The sequence below is a fragment of the Neobacillus sp. GCM10023253 genome, assembly GCF_042653105.1.
GTDB classification, from domain to species: Bacteria; Bacillota; Bacilli; order Bacillales; family Cytobacillaceae; genus Neobacillus; species Neobacillus citreus.
Window position 1 is genome coordinate 141,988 of record NZ_JBHSHV010000027.1, and the last position, 16,970, is coordinate 158,957.

20 protein-coding genes are annotated in these 16,970 nt (G+C 46.9%); 16 read left to right on the forward strand and 4 right to left on the reverse strand.

The window, feature by feature from the left end; genetic code table 11:
• Positions 1 to 171 precede the first annotated feature (171 nt).
• The 9 genes from ACFPA1_RS24215 to ACFPA1_RS24255 all read left to right on the forward strand — a co-directional run bounded on the left by ACFPA1_RS24215 (position 172) and on the right by ACFPA1_RS24255 (position 7,749).
• Positions 172 to 981: a formate dehydrogenase accessory protein FdhE gene (locus ACFPA1_RS24215; RefSeq protein ID WP_213147926.1), complete on the forward strand. Its 810-nt coding sequence runs from the start codon at positions 172 to 174 to the stop codon at positions 979 to 981.
• A gap of 12 nt (positions 982 to 993) precedes the next feature.
• Positions 994 to 1,593 (forward strand): molybdenum cofactor guanylyltransferase, encoded by a 600-nt coding sequence (gene mobA / locus ACFPA1_RS24220; protein WP_213147927.1) that lies wholly within the window; start codon positions 994 to 996, stop codon positions 1,591 to 1,593.
• A gap of 16 nt (positions 1,594 to 1,609) precedes the next feature.
• Positions 1,610 to 2,842, forward strand: coding sequence for a gephyrin-like molybdotransferase Glp (gene glp / locus ACFPA1_RS24225; protein ID WP_378586503.1), 1,233 nt, complete (start codon positions 1,610 to 1,612; stop codon positions 2,840 to 2,842).
• A 14-nt stretch (positions 2,843 to 2,856) separates the two neighbouring features.
• Entirely contained in the window at positions 2,857 to 4,779 is a 1,923-nt protein-coding gene (locus tag ACFPA1_RS24230; protein WP_378586505.1) for a molybdopterin biosynthesis protein, read from the forward strand.
• Positions 4,780 to 5,247 (forward strand): molybdenum cofactor biosynthesis protein MoaE, encoded by a 468-nt coding sequence (locus ACFPA1_RS24235; protein WP_378586508.1) that lies wholly within the window; start codon positions 4,780 to 4,782, stop codon positions 5,245 to 5,247. It abuts the gene before it with no gap.
• Entirely contained in the window at positions 5,240 to 5,473 is a 234-nt protein-coding gene (gene moaD, locus ACFPA1_RS24240; protein WP_213147931.1) for a molybdopterin converting factor subunit 1, read from the forward strand. Before ACFPA1_RS24235 ends, moaD begins: the two co-directional genes overlap by 8 nt.
• Positions 5,474 to 5,721: 248 nt before the next feature.
• Entirely contained in the window at positions 5,722 to 6,741 is a 1,020-nt protein-coding gene (locus tag ACFPA1_RS24245; protein WP_378586511.1) for a MoeB/ThiF family adenylyltransferase, read from the forward strand.
• Positions 6,742 to 6,904: 163 nt separating this feature from the next.
• Positions 6,905 to 7,234, forward strand: a complete 330-nt coding sequence (locus ACFPA1_RS24250; RefSeq protein WP_213147933.1) for a YwdI family protein — start codon at positions 6,905 to 6,907, stop codon at positions 7,232 to 7,234.
• A 143-nt stretch (positions 7,235 to 7,377) separates the two neighbouring features.
• Positions 7,378 to 7,749, forward strand: coding sequence for a DUF423 domain-containing protein (locus ACFPA1_RS24255; RefSeq protein WP_378586514.1), 372 nt, complete (start codon positions 7,378 to 7,380; stop codon positions 7,747 to 7,749).
• A gap of 47 nt (positions 7,750 to 7,796) precedes the next feature.
• Here ACFPA1_RS24255 and gerQ read toward each other — a convergent pair whose 3' ends face one another.
• Both gerQ and hemQ read right to left on the reverse strand, forming a co-directional pair.
• The gene (gerQ, locus tag ACFPA1_RS24260) at positions 7,797 to 8,261 is read right to left on the reverse strand and encodes a spore coat protein GerQ (protein WP_378586517.1); all 465 of its coding nucleotides are present in this window, start codon (positions 8,259 to 8,261) and stop codon (positions 7,797 to 7,799) included.
• A 183-nt stretch (positions 8,262 to 8,444) separates the two neighbouring features.
• Positions 8,445 to 9,188, reverse strand: a complete 744-nt coding sequence (gene hemQ, locus ACFPA1_RS24265) for a hydrogen peroxide-dependent heme synthase (RefSeq protein ID WP_378586519.1) — start codon at positions 9,186 to 9,188, stop codon at positions 8,445 to 8,447.
• Positions 9,189 to 9,434: 246 nt separating this feature from the next.
• On the opposite strand from hemQ, the gene pta reads away from it, so the two are divergent.
• Positions 9,435 to 10,403, forward strand: coding sequence for a phosphate acetyltransferase (gene pta / locus ACFPA1_RS24270; RefSeq protein WP_378586522.1), 969 nt, complete (start codon positions 9,435 to 9,437; stop codon positions 10,401 to 10,403).
• A 257-nt stretch (positions 10,404 to 10,660) separates the two neighbouring features.
• Positions 10,661 to 11,491 (forward strand): lipoate--protein ligase family protein, encoded by an 831-nt coding sequence (locus tag ACFPA1_RS24275; RefSeq protein ID WP_378586525.1) that lies wholly within the window; start codon positions 10,661 to 10,663, stop codon positions 11,489 to 11,491.
• Positions 11,492 to 11,694: 203 nt separating this feature from the next.
• On the opposite strand, the gene ACFPA1_RS24280 is transcribed toward ACFPA1_RS24275, so the two are convergent.
• Entirely contained in the window at positions 11,695 to 12,456 is a 762-nt protein-coding gene (locus ACFPA1_RS24280; RefSeq protein ID WP_213147938.1) for an RsfA family transcriptional regulator, read from the reverse strand.
• 529 nt (positions 12,457 to 12,985) lie between these two features.
• Between ACFPA1_RS24280 and ACFPA1_RS24285 the strand changes: the two genes are divergently transcribed.
• The 3 genes from ACFPA1_RS24285 (at position 12,986) to ACFPA1_RS24295 (ending at position 15,182) form a co-directional block, all read left to right on the forward strand.
• The gene (locus ACFPA1_RS24285; RefSeq protein WP_378586528.1) at positions 12,986 to 13,207 is read left to right on the forward strand and encodes a DUF1450 domain-containing protein; all 222 of its coding nucleotides are present in this window, start codon (positions 12,986 to 12,988) and stop codon (positions 13,205 to 13,207) included.
• A 140-nt stretch (positions 13,208 to 13,347) separates the two neighbouring features.
• A complete protein-coding gene (locus tag ACFPA1_RS24290; RefSeq protein WP_378586531.1) occupies positions 13,348 to 14,643 on the forward strand; it encodes an HD domain-containing protein in 1,296 nt (431 codons plus the stop codon).
• A 32-nt stretch (positions 14,644 to 14,675) separates the two neighbouring features.
• Positions 14,676 to 15,182 (forward strand): YwgA family protein, encoded by a 507-nt coding sequence (locus tag ACFPA1_RS24295; RefSeq protein ID WP_213147941.1) that lies wholly within the window; start codon positions 14,676 to 14,678, stop codon positions 15,180 to 15,182.
• 114 nt (positions 15,183 to 15,296) lie between these two features.
• On the opposite strand, the gene ACFPA1_RS24300 is transcribed toward ACFPA1_RS24295, so the two are convergent.
• A complete protein-coding gene (locus ACFPA1_RS24300; RefSeq protein WP_213117092.1) occupies positions 15,297 to 15,482 on the reverse strand; it encodes a 2-hydroxymuconate tautomerase in 186 nt (61 codons plus the stop codon).
• Positions 15,483 to 15,649: 167 nt separating this feature from the next.
• On the opposite strand from ACFPA1_RS24300, the gene ACFPA1_RS24305 reads away from it, so the two are divergent.
• Positions 15,650 to 16,309, forward strand: coding sequence for a site-2 protease family protein (locus ACFPA1_RS24305; RefSeq protein WP_213147942.1), 660 nt, complete (start codon positions 15,650 to 15,652; stop codon positions 16,307 to 16,309).
• 18 nt (positions 16,310 to 16,327) lie between these two features.
• Complete coding sequence (locus ACFPA1_RS24310) at positions 16,328 to 16,837, forward strand: YwhD family protein (RefSeq protein WP_213147943.1); 510 nt, start codon at positions 16,328 to 16,330, stop codon at positions 16,835 to 16,837.
• Positions 16,838 to 16,970 lie beyond the last annotated feature (133 nt).

A 16,970-nucleotide genomic window follows, 5' to 3' on the forward strand; every position in this document is an offset into this window, starting at 1 on the left:
TCTATTAGCGAATCGAGTTTCATCCGCCAATTTTTAGAGCGAAAAACAAGGAGTTCCGTACTCAATCGGCGAATTTCAGGCTTCAATCGGCGAATTAAGACTTTCTATCGGCGGATTGCAGCCATCTATCGGCGAATCCAAAAATATCACAAAAAAAGAGGTGCAACAACGATGATTAAATCCGTTGTTTCAAAGGAATACCAGAGCCTGCAAAAGGAAATTGTTCAGCTTCAGGAAAAATGGAAGCAGATGATTAATCCGGATACGGTCAGGCCTAATCTGGACAAAGCGGCGCTGGCTGCAGGGGTACCTGCTGCCGCGTTAACGGCGATTGACTTTGAAATTTCACTATTCTTACAGTGGGTAGAGGAGATAACAGCCCTCCTCATAGAGACCAACCCAGATTTGAAACCAAAGCTCGCTGATATTAGCAGTATGCTCAAGGAAGAAACGGCCATCCGCTGGATAGAGGAGGCATATTCCTTCAATAGCGTCTACTTTGAAAGGTTTGCTGAGGAAAATGGACTGGAACCATGGATTCCGCAATTTTTAGCAGAAACCGCGCTCCGTCCGTATCTTCAACTAGTGGCTGAAAAAGTCCAGCCGGAAATCGACCGTGCCGTACCGGGTTCAGGCTGCCCTGTCTGCGGCGAGCCTGTAAGACTGGCAGTTTTGGAGGATGAGGGTAAAAAGGTCTGCCAATGTCCGCGCTGCCTCGCCCATTGGAATGCCAAGCGCCTGGAGTGCTCGCATTGCGGGAATGAAGACTACCAAAAAATCAAATTTTTAACCATTGAAGGGGACGCCGTTTCGCAAATACAGGTTTGCGAGGAGTGCAACGGCTATATTAAAATTATTGATACAAGGCAATATATAGAAAAGCCGTCTGCTGCCATGATCGATTTAAATTCAATCCATCTCGATTTTGTAGCGCAGGAAAACGGATTTAGCTCAGTAGGAGAGAAAAAAGTAACGAATTAAGAGGTGCTGTCGATGAACGCTTCAGCAATTATTTTATCCGGCGGAAAATCCAGCCGAATGGGCACCAACAAAGCTCTATTAAAAATAAATGAGAAAACTAATATTGAAAGAATTAGAGACACACTTAAGCAACGTTTTAATGGTATAATTCTGGTAACCAATCATTTTGATGATTATGAATTTTTAGAACTGGAAATGGTCGCAGATGACTATCCCGGCATGGGGCCGCTCGCCGGACTTCATGCCGGTTTGAAAGCTTCCAAAGGCGATGTTAATTTTATCGTCGCTTGCGACATGCCGTTTGTGTCCGGGGAACTCGCCGAGACAATGGCAAAGCTATGCGGCGATTATGATGCGGTCATCCCGGTTATCAACGGGAATCAGCATCCGTTATTTGCTGTTTTTAAAAAATCAGTCGCAGCTGTTGCGGAAAGCTGTATTGCGGCGGGGAATCTCCGCATGAAACAGCTGCTGGACCGTCTTAATGTCCTTTATGTAACAGAAAAAGAGCTTGCAGGCTTTAGCCAAACAGAATTGGAGCGGGTCTTCTTCAACATGAACCGCCCGGAGGAATACGAAGACGCGAAAAAGTGGGCCGAAAGCGAACATTAGGGGGAGAAAGAGAACCATGCAATTTTTCAAAGTAAAAACAGTGGAAGAAACATTTGCCTTGATAGATGAAATGATCCCGGCAACCCAACAAACAGAAGTAAGAGAGCTTTCCGAAGCCCTTCATTATATACTAGCCGAGCCGGTGACTGCGAAGGAGAATGTTCCCGGCTTTGACCGCTCGACGGTCGACGGATATGCTGTCCGCGCGAAAGATACGTATGGTTCTTCCGAGTCCATGCCCGGCTTCCTGAACGTTGCCGGGGAAGTCAAAATGGGCGAGGTCCCCGATGTAAAAGTAGGCCTTGGACAAGCTGTTTACGTTCCGACTGGCGGGATGCTTCCGGTTGGCAGTGACAGCGTGATGATGATTGAACATTGTGAGGATGTCGAGGGACTCCTCAATACATATAAACAAGTGGCGCCCGGGGAAAATGTCATCCGGGCCGGCGAGGATATCCGCGAGGGCGAGATTCTCCTTGAAAAAGGGGTGAAACTCCGCGCACAGGAATTGGGTGCCCTTGCCTCCTTGGGGATTACTCATGTCACCGTTTTTCGAAAAATAAAAGCCGGCTACCTGTCGTCCGGCGATGAGATTGTTCCTTATCAAACGGAGAACTTGTCGGTCGGACAAATCCGTGATATTAACGGGCTGACGATTGCTGGCTTGGCGAGCGATTGGAATGTCGAGGTTGTGTACGGCGGCATTGTCCGCGATGACTATGAGGAATTCAGCCAAAAGGCCCGCGAACTTTACGAACAAGTAGACTGCTTGATTATGTCAGGCGGCAGCTCTGTTGGGGCGAAGGATTATACGACGGAGGTTATCGAATCATTGGGTGAGCCTGGCGTGTTTGTCCACGGGATTTCGATCAAGCCCGGCAAACCGACGATTTTAGCGGTGGCGGACGGCAAACCGGTGATTGGACTGCCTGGCCATCCGGCGTCGGCGATGATTATCTTCAAGCTGTTTGGCGAGCGGATTTTGAAGAAGTTGTCCGGCGAACATCTCGTGCCGAAGCCTGGGCATATTTTTGCAAAAATAACGAAAAACATCCCGTCAAGCCCGGGCCGGTCGGATTATATCAGAGTCCGGCTTGAGGAAAGGGACGGCGAATGGTGGGCGGAGCCGATTATCGGCAAGTCCGGGTTGATTACGACGCTGGTAAAGAGTGACGGCATTGTGGAAATCAGTTCTGAAAAAGAAGGAGTTTCGCAGGGCGAGTATGTTCCTGTGATTCTGTCCAGGTAAGGGGAGCGACAGTTATGTATAAACGGAAAATTTACTTGGAAGATAAACCACGTTTCGAGGCGCGAGATGAAATTCTCGCTGCTTTTGAGAGTACTCCGGAAAAGGAACTGATTCCGACAGTGGATGCATTAGGGCGTGTGACGGCTGAACCGATTTTTGCACCTGTGTCGACGCCGCACTATCATGCCTCGGCGATGGATGGGGTTGCGGTTGTAGCGGAAAGCACGTATACGGCGCATGAGCAGAACCCGCTTCATTTAAAGCTTGGTGAGCAGTTTGTTCATGTTGATACGGGAAATGCGATACCATCGCCGTTTAATGCGGTGATTATGATTGAGCATGTGCAGGTGTTGGACGAGGAGACGATTGAAATCATCGAACCCGCTACGCCTTGGCAGCACATCCGTCCGATTGGCGAGGATATCGTTCAGGAGGAAATGCTGTTTCCGCAGGGTCATGCATTAAGGCCTGCTGATTTGGGAGTGCTAATTGCGTCAGGGCTGCTTTCGGTTTCGGTTGTGAAAAAACCGGTTGTGGCCGTGATTCCGACCGGTAATGAGTTAGTTGAACCGGGGCAGGAAATGGCGCCTGGAAAAATTGTTGAATTTAACGGCACTGTGTTTGCCAATTTTATTAAAGAATGGGGCGGCGAGCCGCGTTTGCACCGGATTGTCAAGGATGAGCCGGAGAAGATTAAAGAAGCGCTTTTGGAGGCTTCTGTGACTTCGGACTTTATCGTCATCAATGCGGGGTCGTCGGCGGGGCGCAAGGATTATACCGTTCATATCATTCAGGAGCTTGGTACGGTTTATACCCACGGCGTCGCGGCACGTCCTGGGAAGCCGGTTATTTTGGGTAAGATTAATGGTACGGTTGTGATTGGCGTACCGGGATATCCGGTTTCGGCTTATCTGGCGCTGGAATGGTTCGCACGACCGCTTGTCTGCAAATACTTAGGTGTGCCGGAGCCAGAGCGGCAGAAGGTTACCGTCAAGCTTGGCCGGCGCATCGTTTCGTCGATGGGCGCTGAGGATTTTGTGCGAATGAATATCGGCTATGTGAATGGCCAATTTGTCGCTAATCCGCTGACAAGAGCGGCTGGGGTGACGATGTCGTATGTGCGGGCAGATGGGTTATTGGTGGTGCCGCCAGATGTGATCGGCTATGAACAAGGAGAGCAGGCGGAAGTGGAGTTGCTGCGGCCGCTTGAGGAAATCCGAAATGCGATCATGTTTACGGGCAGCCACGATTTGACGATTGACCTATTGTCGTCGGCGCTGAAGCGGGTGCGGACCGAGATGAAAATTGTCTCCTCGCATGTCGGCAGCATGGCCGGCATTATGGCAATCCGAAAAGGCGAGGCCCATGTAGCGGGGATTCATTTGCTTGACCCTGAGACAAAACAATATAATATATCATATGTACGCCGGTTGTTAGCCGGACAGGAGGTTGTCCTGTATCCATTTTTGAAGCGCAAGCAGGGCTGGATTTTACCGGCAGGCAATCCGCTTGAAATCCGTGACGTGCGTGATTTATTGGAAAAGGGAGCGAACTTTGTGAACCGCCAAAAAGGCGCCGGCACGAGGATTTTGTTTGATATGCTGCTGGAGGAAGCGGGGCTTGAGCCGGAGAGAATAGCGGGCTATGACCGCGAAATGTTCTCGCATTTAGCAGTTGCTGCGGAAGTGAACAGTGATGATTGTGGCGCTGGTCTCGGCATTTATCCGGCGGCAAAGGCAATGGGCTTGGAGTTCGTTCCGGTTTCCGACGAGGAATACGATTTAGTCATGACCAGAAGCTTTTACGAAAGTGAACAATTCAAGCTGCTAGCGGAAATCATCCATTCCCCTGCCTTCAAGGTTCAGGTGGAGAATATCGGCGGCTATCAAGTGGTGGAAAACGCCGAGCCAAAGCGCTTGGCTGAAGAGGTGAAATAATTGAAGCTTTACGAGATTTCAAAAGAAACTATTAATATACAGGATGTTATCGACAAGGTGGTCCAGCGCGAAGCAGGCGCGATTACGACGTTTATCGGTACCGTCCGGGAATTGACCTATGGAAAAAAGACGTTGTTTTTAATCTATGACGCATATGAAGCGATGGCTGTGAAAAAGCTGGAGCAGATTGGCGGCGAGATTGAAGAGCGCTGGGCGGGTTCTCAAGTTGCAATTACTCATCGGGTCGGGCGCTTGGATATTACCGATGTTGCGGTAGTGATCGCGGTGTCGACGCCGCACCGGGCTGATGCCTATGAGGCGAACCGCTATGCGATTGAGCGGATTAAGGAAATTGTCCCTATTTGGAAAAAAGAGCACTGGGAGGACGGCGAGGAATGGGTCGGCAACCAGCTCGAAACGAAGGCCTATCCGAGCGGAAAGCCTGAGGAAGGTGATTTAAGTGAATAAAATTTTGTTTTTCGCCCATTTGCGCGATGCGGTTGGTGAGGAGTTCCTAAGGCTTGATGTTAGCGGAAAAACGGTCGCTGAATTGAAGGCTGAACTCTCTGAGAAGTACGACCTGCCGCGTATGGAGACTGTAATGACGGCGATTAATGAGGAGTTTGCTTCTAATGATGAAGTCATCCAGGAAGGCGATGAAATTGCATTTATCCCGCCGGTCAGCGGGGGCTGATTTTTTGATTCGCCGATTGGGAACCCCAATTCGCTGATAGAAGTCTGAGATTCGCCGATAGACTGCAAAAATTCGCCGATAGAATGGAAACTTGTCCTTTTAAAAAAATGAATTTTCTTGTTGGAAACTCAAATTCTCTAATAGAATCACGCAATTCGCGGGCATTAAATATAAATCAATTAAAAATAGCTAATTTTACCCTAAAACCTCGCCAAAATGGCGAGTTTTCTTCGAGAAAGGGGATCTTTATGAACGAACGCTACTCAAGGCAAGTCCTTTTTCCGGGAATCGGTAAGGAAGGCCAAGAAAAGATAAGAAATAAGCATGTGTTAATCATCGGCGCTGGGGCTCTGGGTTCGGGTAATGCGGAAATCTTGACCCGCGCCGGTGTCGGCAGATTAACCATCGTCGATCGGGACTATGTTGAAGCCAGTAATCTGCAGCGCCAGCAGCTTTATACTGAAGAGGATGTGGCAGAAAAACTACCTAAGGCAGCAGCAGCTAAAAAGCGTCTAAAAGCAATTAATTCAGATGTTGAAATTAACGCCATCATCGGCGACGCCACTCCGGAGCTACTCGAGGAGCTAGCTGCGGGGGTCGACCTGATGTTAGATGCGACTGACAATTTTGAAACGCGGATGGCGATGAACGACGTTTCCCAGAAATACAACATTCCTTGGATTTACGGGGCCTGCGTCGGCAGCTATGGGATGAGTTTTTCCATCATTCCGGGTAAAACACCGTGTTTAAATTGCCTGCTGCGGACAATTCCGCTTCAGGGGATGACCTGCGATACGGGCGGCATCATTTCTCCTGCCGTGCAAATGGTCATTGCCCACCAGACTGCGGAAGCGTTGAAGATGCTGGTCGAGGATTGGGATGCAGTCCGCCAGGCCTTTGTCAGCTTCGATTTATGGAGAAATCAATATACAAGCATGAAAATGTCAAAGGCCAAATACTCCGGCTGCCTATCCTGCGGCGAGGAGCGGACATATCCTTATCTCGACCGTGAAAATATGACAAAGACCACAGTCCTGTGCGGCCGCGATACCGTGCAAATCCGTCCTGCCACACCTGGGGAAATTTCGCTAGAAAGGCTCGCAGGCCAGCTTAGCTCGCTCGGCTACTCTGTAAAAGGCAATCCATATTTAGTGTCAGTTGAAATGGGCAAGGAGCGGATGGTCATCTTCCAAGACGGCAGGGCCCTTATTCACGGGACAAAAGATTTGACCCATGCGAAAACAATCTATCAAAGGATATTAGGATAAACTAAGAAACCCGAATCTTTAAAGATGCGGGTTTTACATTTTTCAACAAGTTTCACGTGGAACATTTGAAATATGTCGAAAGCCTGTAAAAGACTATTTTTTCGAAAAAAAGCCGATACTCATGTAGAATAAAATAGAGACCGAAAATGAGGAGTATTTGAACGTGAATATATCTGTCCAAAAATTATTAGCCAAAATGGAAGAAGAACTGAATCAGGCACGGGCCAGCCATAAGGAAGAAAGCTTGCGGGAAAGGGTTTACTCTATTAAAATATTATGCGAATTGATATTGGAAGAAAAGCAGACCGGACGGGATGTGCAGCCCGCATCGGCCGTTATTCAGCAAGCAACAACAGCTCAAGTATTCCAGCAGGCAGCCTATCAGCCCGCTGTCTCGCAGCCTATTTTTCAACAGCCAACAGTCACTACACCACAGCCAAAAAAATTGGAACTGGACGATGAGGCTAATGGCGATTCACTGTTTGATTTTTAAATAGAAAAGCGGAAGCGCCTTGACCAGCCCCGACAAGCATAAGACAAGCCGGCGAGAAGGCTGTTCTTTAGCCTTCTTGACGGATTGGCTTATGACCTCGAGGGGCTAGGCGCTGCAGCTAGACAAAAGGAGAGAATAATAACATGAAAACTTTTATTGTCATTGGCGCCATCAATGCCTTTTTGGCAGTCGCACTTGGTGCCTTTGGGGCACATGGACTAAAGGACAGATTAGATGCTCATTATCTTGAGATTTGGAAAACTGGCGTTACCTATCAAATGTTTCATGCAACCGGTATTTTAATCATTGGCCTGCTGCTTGGAAAAGCTGCAACTAGCTCTTTGTTTACCTGGTCAGGCTGGTTAATGCTTGTTGGTATCATCTTATTCAGCGGCAGCTTGTATCTATTAAGCTTAACAAAAATCGGCCCGCTTGGCGCCATCACCCCAATTGGCGGCGTTTGCTTCCTAGCGGCTTGGGTATTGATGATTCTTGGAGCGATAAAACAATTTTAATCATGAAAAAAAGCATTGAGACCTTATTGCTCAATGCTTTTCTCATATTATCTAGGCGGGTAAGTGCCTAATTGCGGTCCTCCGCCGAACGGGTAATCATACTCAATTTCTTCAGAGAATGTAATGTAGTCCACGGCCACCATCGGAATCAGGTAACGGGTGCCCTTTTGCGGATCGCTTAAGATGACATGGTCGCGGCCGGCTGCCTCGATAATTCCTCTAAATTCTTTAGCATTCCACTGTGTGTTGCCTTCAAATGTAGCAAATACAGATACCAGTTTGCCTTTGTTTAAGCGTAAAATATTCTCAATATACGATTGTTCAATTGGCAGCATGCCCGGAACGGCGCCGCCTCCTGCTGGCGGTCTTGGCGGAACAGCTCCTCCCGGCGGAAATCCTCCCGACTGAGTGGGAACAAATCCCTGCCCGCCAGTAATTGGCTGGGCCCCTTGCATTCCGGCTGCACCACCAGTATAGGGCTGAAATCCTTGAGGATTATAATATTGGCTCATTTTTTTCCCTCCTAAAAATATAAATCAATAGCCCAACAATCTATACATACTCGGAAACCTATAATTGGTTCCTACTTCTCGCTGTTTTATTAGTATGAGGGAAAGTTCGAGGATATGACTTTAGGACGAGGCGCAAATGAAAAAAGCTCCCAGCTTTGAGTTGGGAGCTTTTAAACGAACGAGTTATACGTGTAAGAAATTAGGAATGCGCTCTTCCTCTAACAGGTTGCCGACAAAGAATGCGCCAAATTCGCCGTAGCGGGCACTGACTTCGTCAAAACGCATTTCATAAACAAGCTTTTTAAATTGCAGCACATCTTCCGCGAACAGGGTTACACCCCACTCGTAATCATCGAAACCGACGGAACCGGTGATGATTTGGCGCACCTTGCCAGCATATTGGCGGCCGATCATGCCGTGGCTGCGCATCAGATTGCGGCGCTCCTCCATCGGCAGCATGTACCAGTTATCATTGCCCTGGCGGCGCTTATCCATCGGATAGAAGCAGACATACTGTGTTTTTGGCAGAGTAGGATACAGGCGTGCCAAAATTTGCGGGTTCTGGTACGGATCCTCTCCTGCAGGCAGGTAGTTGCTGAGCTCGACAACGGACACATAAGAATGAGCCGGCACGAGGAATTCAGCAAATTTGGTTTTGTTGAATTCGGTTTCAATTTGGTTCAGTTCTTCCATCGTCGGGCGCAGGATCATCATCATGAAATCTGCCTTTTGGCCTACGATTGTATATAAAGCATGGCTGCCTTCTTTGCGTTCTTGGGTGGTGTTCCATTTTTCAATCAGACTTAAAAACTCGTGAATCGCCGCTTGGCGCTCATCTTCAGAAAGCATCTTCCAGGTGGTCCAGTCCACAGTGCGGAAATCATGCAGGCAGTACCAGCCATCAAGCGTTTGTGCTGCTTCACTCATTAAAATCACTCCTATGTAATCATTCTTCTTAAACAACCATAACTATACCATAGTTTGACCAAGGTTTCCCCAAATAAACCTTTAGTGGATATTTTTATGAAAAAAAGAGAATAGTAAAAGGTAGAGTGCCATTTTTTGAAAAAATAAACTTTTCTGTGGAAACGCTGTCTGTGATGAACATCGCTTGAAAAATTAATTTGGTAAAGTATCCTGATTTAAAGGAGTTTTTTTAAAGGAGTGTTTGGTGTGGATTTGTTTGAAGGATTGAAGAATAAAATTTCCGGACGTGGCTTGAAAATTGTTTTTCCAGAAGGCTTGGATGAGCGGATTGTCAGAGCGGCCAGCCGTTTGGCGGAGGATAATCTGCTTACGCCAATACTGGTGGGGAACATTGAACAGGTTCAGGCAAAAGCACAGGAGCTTGGCGTATCTTTGGATGCCGCAGAAATTTATGACCCAGAAAGCTACGCGGGAATGGATGAGCTAGTGGCCGCGTTTGTGGAACGCCGGAATGGAAAAGCAACCGAAGAGGATGCCCGTAAAATTCTGTTAGATGAAAACTACTTTGGCACGATGCTGGTATATACAAATAAAGCACATGGACTTGTAAGTGGCGCTGCCCATTCGACTGCGGATACCGTCCGCCCTGCTTTGCAGATCATCAAGACAAAGACTGGCGTGAAGAAAACCTCCGGCGTGTTCATTATGGTCCGCGATGACGAGAAATATGTGTTTGCGGATTGCGCGATTAACATTGCACCTGACAGTATGGATTTAGCGGAAATCGCGATTGAAAGCGCGAAAACGGCAGAGAAGTTTGATCTTGAGCCACGTGTAGCGATGCTATCGTTCTCAACGAAGGGCTCTGCGAAGTCGGAAGAAACGGAGCGGGTTGTGGCCGCTGTTGAAGAGGCGAAGCGTCGTGAACCGTCGCTTGTGCTCGACGGGGAATTCCAGTTTGACGCTGCCTTTGTTCCTTCTGTGGCAAAAAGCAAAGCGCCTGGCTCCGTGCTGCAGGGCGACGCGAATGTATTTATCTTCCCTAGTTTGGAAGCGGGAAATATCGGCTACAAAATTGCCCAGCGCTTAGGCGGTTTTGAAGCAGTTGGCCCGATTCTGCAGGGGTTGAACGCGCCGGTTAATGACCTTTCCCGCGGCTGTAACGAAGAGGACGTTTATAAGCTGGCGTTGATTACGGCGGCACAGGGATTGTAGTGATATTTTGAGGGCTGGTCCGAGGCTGGACTGGCTCTTTTTTTCAGGCCCGATTAGAATTTGTAGATATCTTACTAAAATGTGTAGATATATCGTGAAAATTGTAGATATCTGAAAAACTTTTGTAGATAAGTTGCAGAAATTTGTTGATATAAGACAGAAACGTGTCGATACCCTCCTTTGAGAGAGCCCGAACTATTTTTTCCTGAAGCATTTTGATAAAATAACTCCATCATACCGTACAAGGAGCAACCAAAATGGAAGGTTTATTGCGACAACCACAGTGGCGGATTATTGACCAGTCCTCGGTCGGGCCGCATTTTCAGGCGCTGCAGTCATTTGGCATCGATGACACACTGTGTGCCTCGGTCGGAGCGGAACAGGCCCCGGCAACAGCACGCACGTGGGTGCATTACAACACGATCGTCCTCGGCATACAAGATACAAAACTGCCATTCTTACAGGAGGGCATTCAATTTTTACAAGAAAAGGGCTATCAGTCTATCGTCAGGAATTCCGGCGGACTTGCTGTGGTTCTCGATGAAGGAGTCCTTAACATCTCGTTGATTCTTCCGGAGGCGGAAAAAGGAATCGACATCAACCGCGGCTATGATGCGATGTGGGAGTTGGTCCAACACATGTTTTTCGACTTTCCGCAGCAGATTGAAGCGAGGGAAATCGTCGGTTCCTACTGCCCGGGCAGCTATGACCTCAGCATCGGCGGAAAAAAATTTGCCGGCATTTCGCAGCGCCGTTTGAAAAAAGGGGTCGCAGTCCAGATTTATCTTTGTGTAAACGGGAGCGGGTCGGAGCGCGCTGAACTTGTTCGCGAATTTTACAGAAAAGCCAAACGAAATGAGCCAACCAAGTTCGTGTATCCCGAAATCGTCCCGGAGGTTATGGCCTCACTTTCAGAGCTGCTCGGAGTGGAACTTAGCATAGCCGACGTCATGCTCAGGCTGCTAACGGAGTTGAAAAATACCAGTGACCGGCTGTTTGCCGGCCCGTTAAATGAATACGAGCTGGAGCTTTTGCCGGGCTACTACCAGAGAATTGTCGAGCGGAATGAAAAGCTGGCGGAGCTGTAGCGAATCCGGCAAAGCCGGCTGCTTTTACAGCTTTCCGCAAGTTGGCAGGCCCTATCTGCAAGTTGGGACTGACGTGGAGTGCATTCACGGAGCTAATTTTTCAAACCAAGCAAAAAAGCCGTCACATCCTTTGTAAAGGATGTCCGGCTTTTTTTGAATAAAGATGCTGTGCGTCTCTCTCCCAGTGCTTTCTGTCTAGAGAATTATTCGGCTACTTTTTCGAGGTTCCCGTTGCGGTCCATTTTGAACTTTGTTGCCGGCCGTTCCTCTTCCTCAAAAAGAACAAGCTTGCGGGCGCGGTTCATGATCTTCATGAGGGTCTCGTAATCTTCCTGCATCGTTTCGCGGTTATCCTCAAGATCCCTGACTTTCGAGCTCAATTCTTCATTCTGCTGTCTCAGGTCAGCAATTTCTCTTTTTAATCTTTCATTCTCAGTTTTTAATACATCATTTTGCAGATTGGAATGTTTAAAGTTTTCCAAGAAAGCAATAATGGTATCCATTGTGAGACCTGATGCGGATGTTGTCACAGCTGGCCTGTAGGTCTGTACCGGCGCTGTTTGCGCTTGCGTCTGCACCAATGCTTCTACTGCCATTTCAACCGTCATGTCCTGCATTTCAGCAGGGGCCTCAGGCATCACTTCACTCTGAACGTTTAAAACTCCTAAATCTTCGGAGACTGGAACCGGCGGGTTGTAGAGAAGCTTTTTCTTGCCGCCTTGATCCTTTCCTAGGATTCTTTGTCTTTGTTTGCGCTGTTTTTTCGCTAATTGCAACGCTTTTTCATAGCGATGGCGGACAACGGCGTTCCATCTGAAACCGCAGGCTGCGGAGGTCCGGTTCAATTTGTCTCCTACCTCTTCAAATGCGTTAAGCTGGGTGCTGCCCTCCCTCACGTGTCTGAGGACGGTTTCGGCCAAAAGCAAATCGTCTTCATCTGTCCATGCATCTTGACGAACTTTCATATTTTTTCATCTCCCTAACATAATATCCACATGATTTGCCGGGCAAATTCCGGCGAAATTATAAAAAGTTCTAGTCTTATGATGGACAAGTTTTCTAGGCTTTATACCAAAATGGTTAAAAGGATAATAGATTTTTTTGCTAATAGGTTAAATGAAAACTCGCCGATTGGCGAGTCCGATAGGACGAAGACAGAGGCGTAGTTGAATTTATGCGTTAAGAAAGTATAAAGTTTTCGACAGAAAGTTTATACTTTCTTATTAGCAAATATAAAGCAGTGATTTGGGTGATTGCTTTGGTTATGCCGATTAGCGGCTGTTGTGTTGCGGTTTATTGAGAAGTAGAACCATGATTGCTAAACTTTGCAACTTGCATTGAAAACAGAGAAAATGTAAAATACGTTAGTAGTTCAATGTACGGACCTGAGGTTTTAAATTTTTTTCAAATTGTGATTTTTCTCATTGTAATTTCAATATGGTAGTTGGTTAAACTATTATTTATAGATTGTTTTTGTAGAAAGGGTTGTAATAAATGTCCAATGAATTTCGCGTTTGCGACGATTGTCAAGCCGTAAATTTAAAGACATTGATCCCTCGTCTGAAAGAGATTGACCCGAATGCCGAAATCAAAATCGGCTGCCAGTCTTATTGCGGACCCGGCCGAAAAAAGACGTTCGCCTTTGTCAATAACCGCCCGCTCGCGGCCCTGACAGAAGAGGAATTAATGGAGAAAGTCAATAAAAAGCTAAAATAATCACCTTTGCGATTATACATTGGTGATTTTTTTCTTTTATTGATGTCGAAAAATACTGATGAAAATTGTTGAATTTTGGATGATTTACCCTTTTATTGGGGATATAATAGAACCAAGAAAGATCAGGAAGAGGGAAGCCAATGGTGTATTCGGCGGAAAAATTAAGCGAAGAAAAAGTGTTTAAGGACCCCGTCCATCGCTATGTCCACGTCCGCGACCGGGTGATTTGGGATTTGGTCGGGACGAAGGAGTTTCAGCGTTTAAGACGCATTAAGCAGCTGGGGACGACCTTTTTGACCTTTCACGGTGCAGAGCACAGCCGATTCAACCATTCCCTTGGCGTTTACGAAATTGTCCGCCGGATCATCGATGACGTGTTCGAAGGAAGGCCAGAATGGAACGACGATGACCGCCTTCTCACCCTTTGCGCGGCTTTGCTGCACGACCTCGGCCACGGTCCGTTTTCCCACGCCTTTGAGAAAGTGTTCGGCTTTGACCATGAGGACTTCACCCGTGCGATTATCCTCGGAAGCACAGAGGTAAACAGGGTCCTCCAAAGAGTCAGCCCGGAGTTTCCTGAGCAGGTAGCCGAAGTGATCGCGAAAACATCGGAAAAGAAGATGGTTGTCAGCCTGATTTCCAGTCAAATTGACGCTGACCGGATGGATTATCTTCAGCGCGATGCCTACTTTACCGGGGTAAGCTATGGGCAGTTTGACATGGAGCGGATTTTAAGGGTGATGCGTCCGCGCGAGGACCAGGTCGTCATTAAAAAGAGCGGCATGCATGCGGTCGAGGATTATATCATGAGCCGCTACCAAATGTACTGGCAGGTTTACTTCCACCCCGTCTCCCGCAGTGCGGAGGTTATTTTGACAAAAATTCTCCATCGCGCCAAGGAATTATTTAAGAAAAACTATTCTTTTAAACATGAACCGATTCACTTTATCTCTTTTTTCACGGAGCAAGTGACGTTAGAAGACTATTTAAAATTAGATGAATCTGTGATTATGTTTTATTTTCAGATCTGGCAGGAGGAGGCCGACCCTATTATAAGCGACCTCTGCAAGCGTTTTGTCAATCGGAATTTATTTAAGTATGCCGAATTTGATCCTGCCAAGGAATATAAAAAGCTCGCCGAATTAACGTTGCTTTTTGAAAAAGCAGGTATTGACCCCGAATATTACTTGGTGGTCGATTCTTCATCAGATCTGCCATATGACTTTTACCGTCCAGGTGAGGAAGAGGAACGGCTGCCGATTCATCTGTTGATGAAAAATGGGGACTTGCGGGAGCTTTCCCGCGAATCAGAAATCGTCGATGCGATTTCGGGAAAACGCAGAACGGACCACAAGCTATACTATCCGGCTGATTTTCTTGAGGACACTGCCATTGGTGCAGAGTGGAAAAAGAAAATTCGCGCCCTTTTACAATAAGTATTGTTAAATGGAGTAGGAGATGACGAACATTGCTGAAAGATCATGCCAAACTGATGCAGGCAATTCTAGTTTCCGGTGAAATTATCGGAAGAAAAAAGCTGCAGAAGATGATATATATTGCTAAAAAAATTGATTTTCCGTTTCAGGACCGATTCCAATTTCACTTTTACGGCCCATACTCTGAGGAATTGACCACTCGCGTGGAGGAGCTTTGCAATATGGGGTTTCTAAATGAAGTGAAGGAGAAAAAGGGCGGATATTATCAATATCGCTATACATTGACCGATTCAGGCAAGGAGTTTTTGAGTCTAAACGAAGTGGACATGCCTTGCTTGGAGGATTGCCTGACCGATATGAATGACCAGAATGCTAGATTCCTTGAACTGGTTTCGACGGTTTTATATTTTGATAATCTTCCAAAGGAAGAGGTTGCCCAGAAGGTGTTCACGCTGAAAAGCAGCCAGCGCTATACAGAGGAAGAAATCGATGAGGCGTATCGATATATTGAGGCATTAAAAGTCAAAGTAACGCAATAAAGGCAATTGTAAAAAACCGCTTGAATCACGGCCGATTTCAAGCGGTTTTTTATTGCATTTGAGTCTGGGTGTGCACCTTAGGCGGACAAATGTCCACGAGCGGTGCCTGACACCCTATTTGTCGCTGAAGCGAACTCCTGCTCTTGCGTAGTGGTTTTTGCTCATTTCTTCGATGAAGATGGTGATGTTTTCTTTTGGTGCGCCGGTGGTTTCGCTGACGGCGTCGGTTACTTTTTCAACGAGCGCTTTCTTTTGCTCCTCGGTGCGACCTTCAAGCATTTTAACAGTTACATATGGCATACTAACTTCCTCCTTTTAATGGGTCATGATTGTAGTGTTCCACAAACGGTCAAAATGTGCAAGAATGGTCGGCACATTTGGTTTTCTTTTTCCATGCGGTTTCATGTATACTTAAAGGAAACTAGAGAGATACCAAGCTGTTTTTTCACGAGAGAGGAGAAATCCATTTGGAAGGTTTTAGTCGATTTTTCGCATACCCGTTGGAGCTGATTCCCTACGTCGCGATTACGCTCGTGTTTGCCTTTACATTTCACGAATTTGCCCATGCTTATGTTGCCTATAAATTCGGCGACCACACTGCCCAAAAGCAAGGCCGCCTGACGTTAAACCCGCTGCAGCATCTTGATCCATTCGGGACCATTTTAATTTTTATCGCTGGCTTTGGCTGGGCCCGTCCTGTTCCGGTCAATCGCTTTTTCTTTAAAAAGCCGCGCCTTGCCGGAGTGCTTGTGTCAGCCGCGGGGCCGCTGAGCAATTTGGTGCTGGCTTGCCTCGGCTTTATTATCGCCTATGGGCTGAACCGGTTTGGGGTCAATGCACCAGATCGTTTATATGATTTTTTTGAAATCTTTATTCAGCTCAATGTGGTATTGTTTATTTTTAATCTTCTTCCCCTGCCGCCGCTTGACGGCTACCGGATTGTGGAAGATTTGGCGCCCAATGAAGTCCGGGCAAAAATGACACAATATGAACAGTATGGGATATTAATTTTTCTGATATTAGTCATCACACCGCTCGACAGCTATACGATTCAGCCGATTTTTAATGTTGTCGTCCCGTGGGTGGCTGGTGGATTAAGCAATTTCTTTTATGGTTTGTTTTTTTAAAGGAGGTTTATAGCATCAATGGAAGAAAACAAGAAAAAACTAGGTTTTAATATTATTAAAAATGACCCGACGGACGGGCACAAGGGCTATGGCAAGGGGGCGTTGAGCCTGGATAATGTTTCGCCGGTCATTATTGACGTCAATGCCGGGGAAGCAGAGATTGATGTCGGTGCGATGCATGCCCGCAGCGTCGTTGAAAAAGGGATCAAATTCCTCCCGAATCAGGATGATGTGCCAAATGGCAAGCCTTATTGGCTTGTGTGGGTGACGGTTGACCGCAAGCCGGAAGGTCCTTATTATGCTGGAGTGACAGCCTGTTATATGACTGTTGACCGGGAAATCCGCCGCGGCTACAAGTCGCTGCCAGAGCACGTCAACCGCATGGATAAATCGCTGAAGCGCCACATTATCGTCGAACATATGGACGACAAATCGAAAAAGGTGCTAGCCGATTTCTTGCGCGGCCATAACGAAGATTTATGGAACAATTCGACCGATGAACTGAAAAAAGGTTTGCAGGCTAATTAGAATATTTTAGGGAAAATCAAGCCCCTTTTTAACCCTAATTATGAACATTTTTTTACAAAAATAAATGATGTCAAACTCTTGTAGTTTTTTTCAAAAATGGGTAGTATTATAAGAAGTGTGAAAACACTGTAAG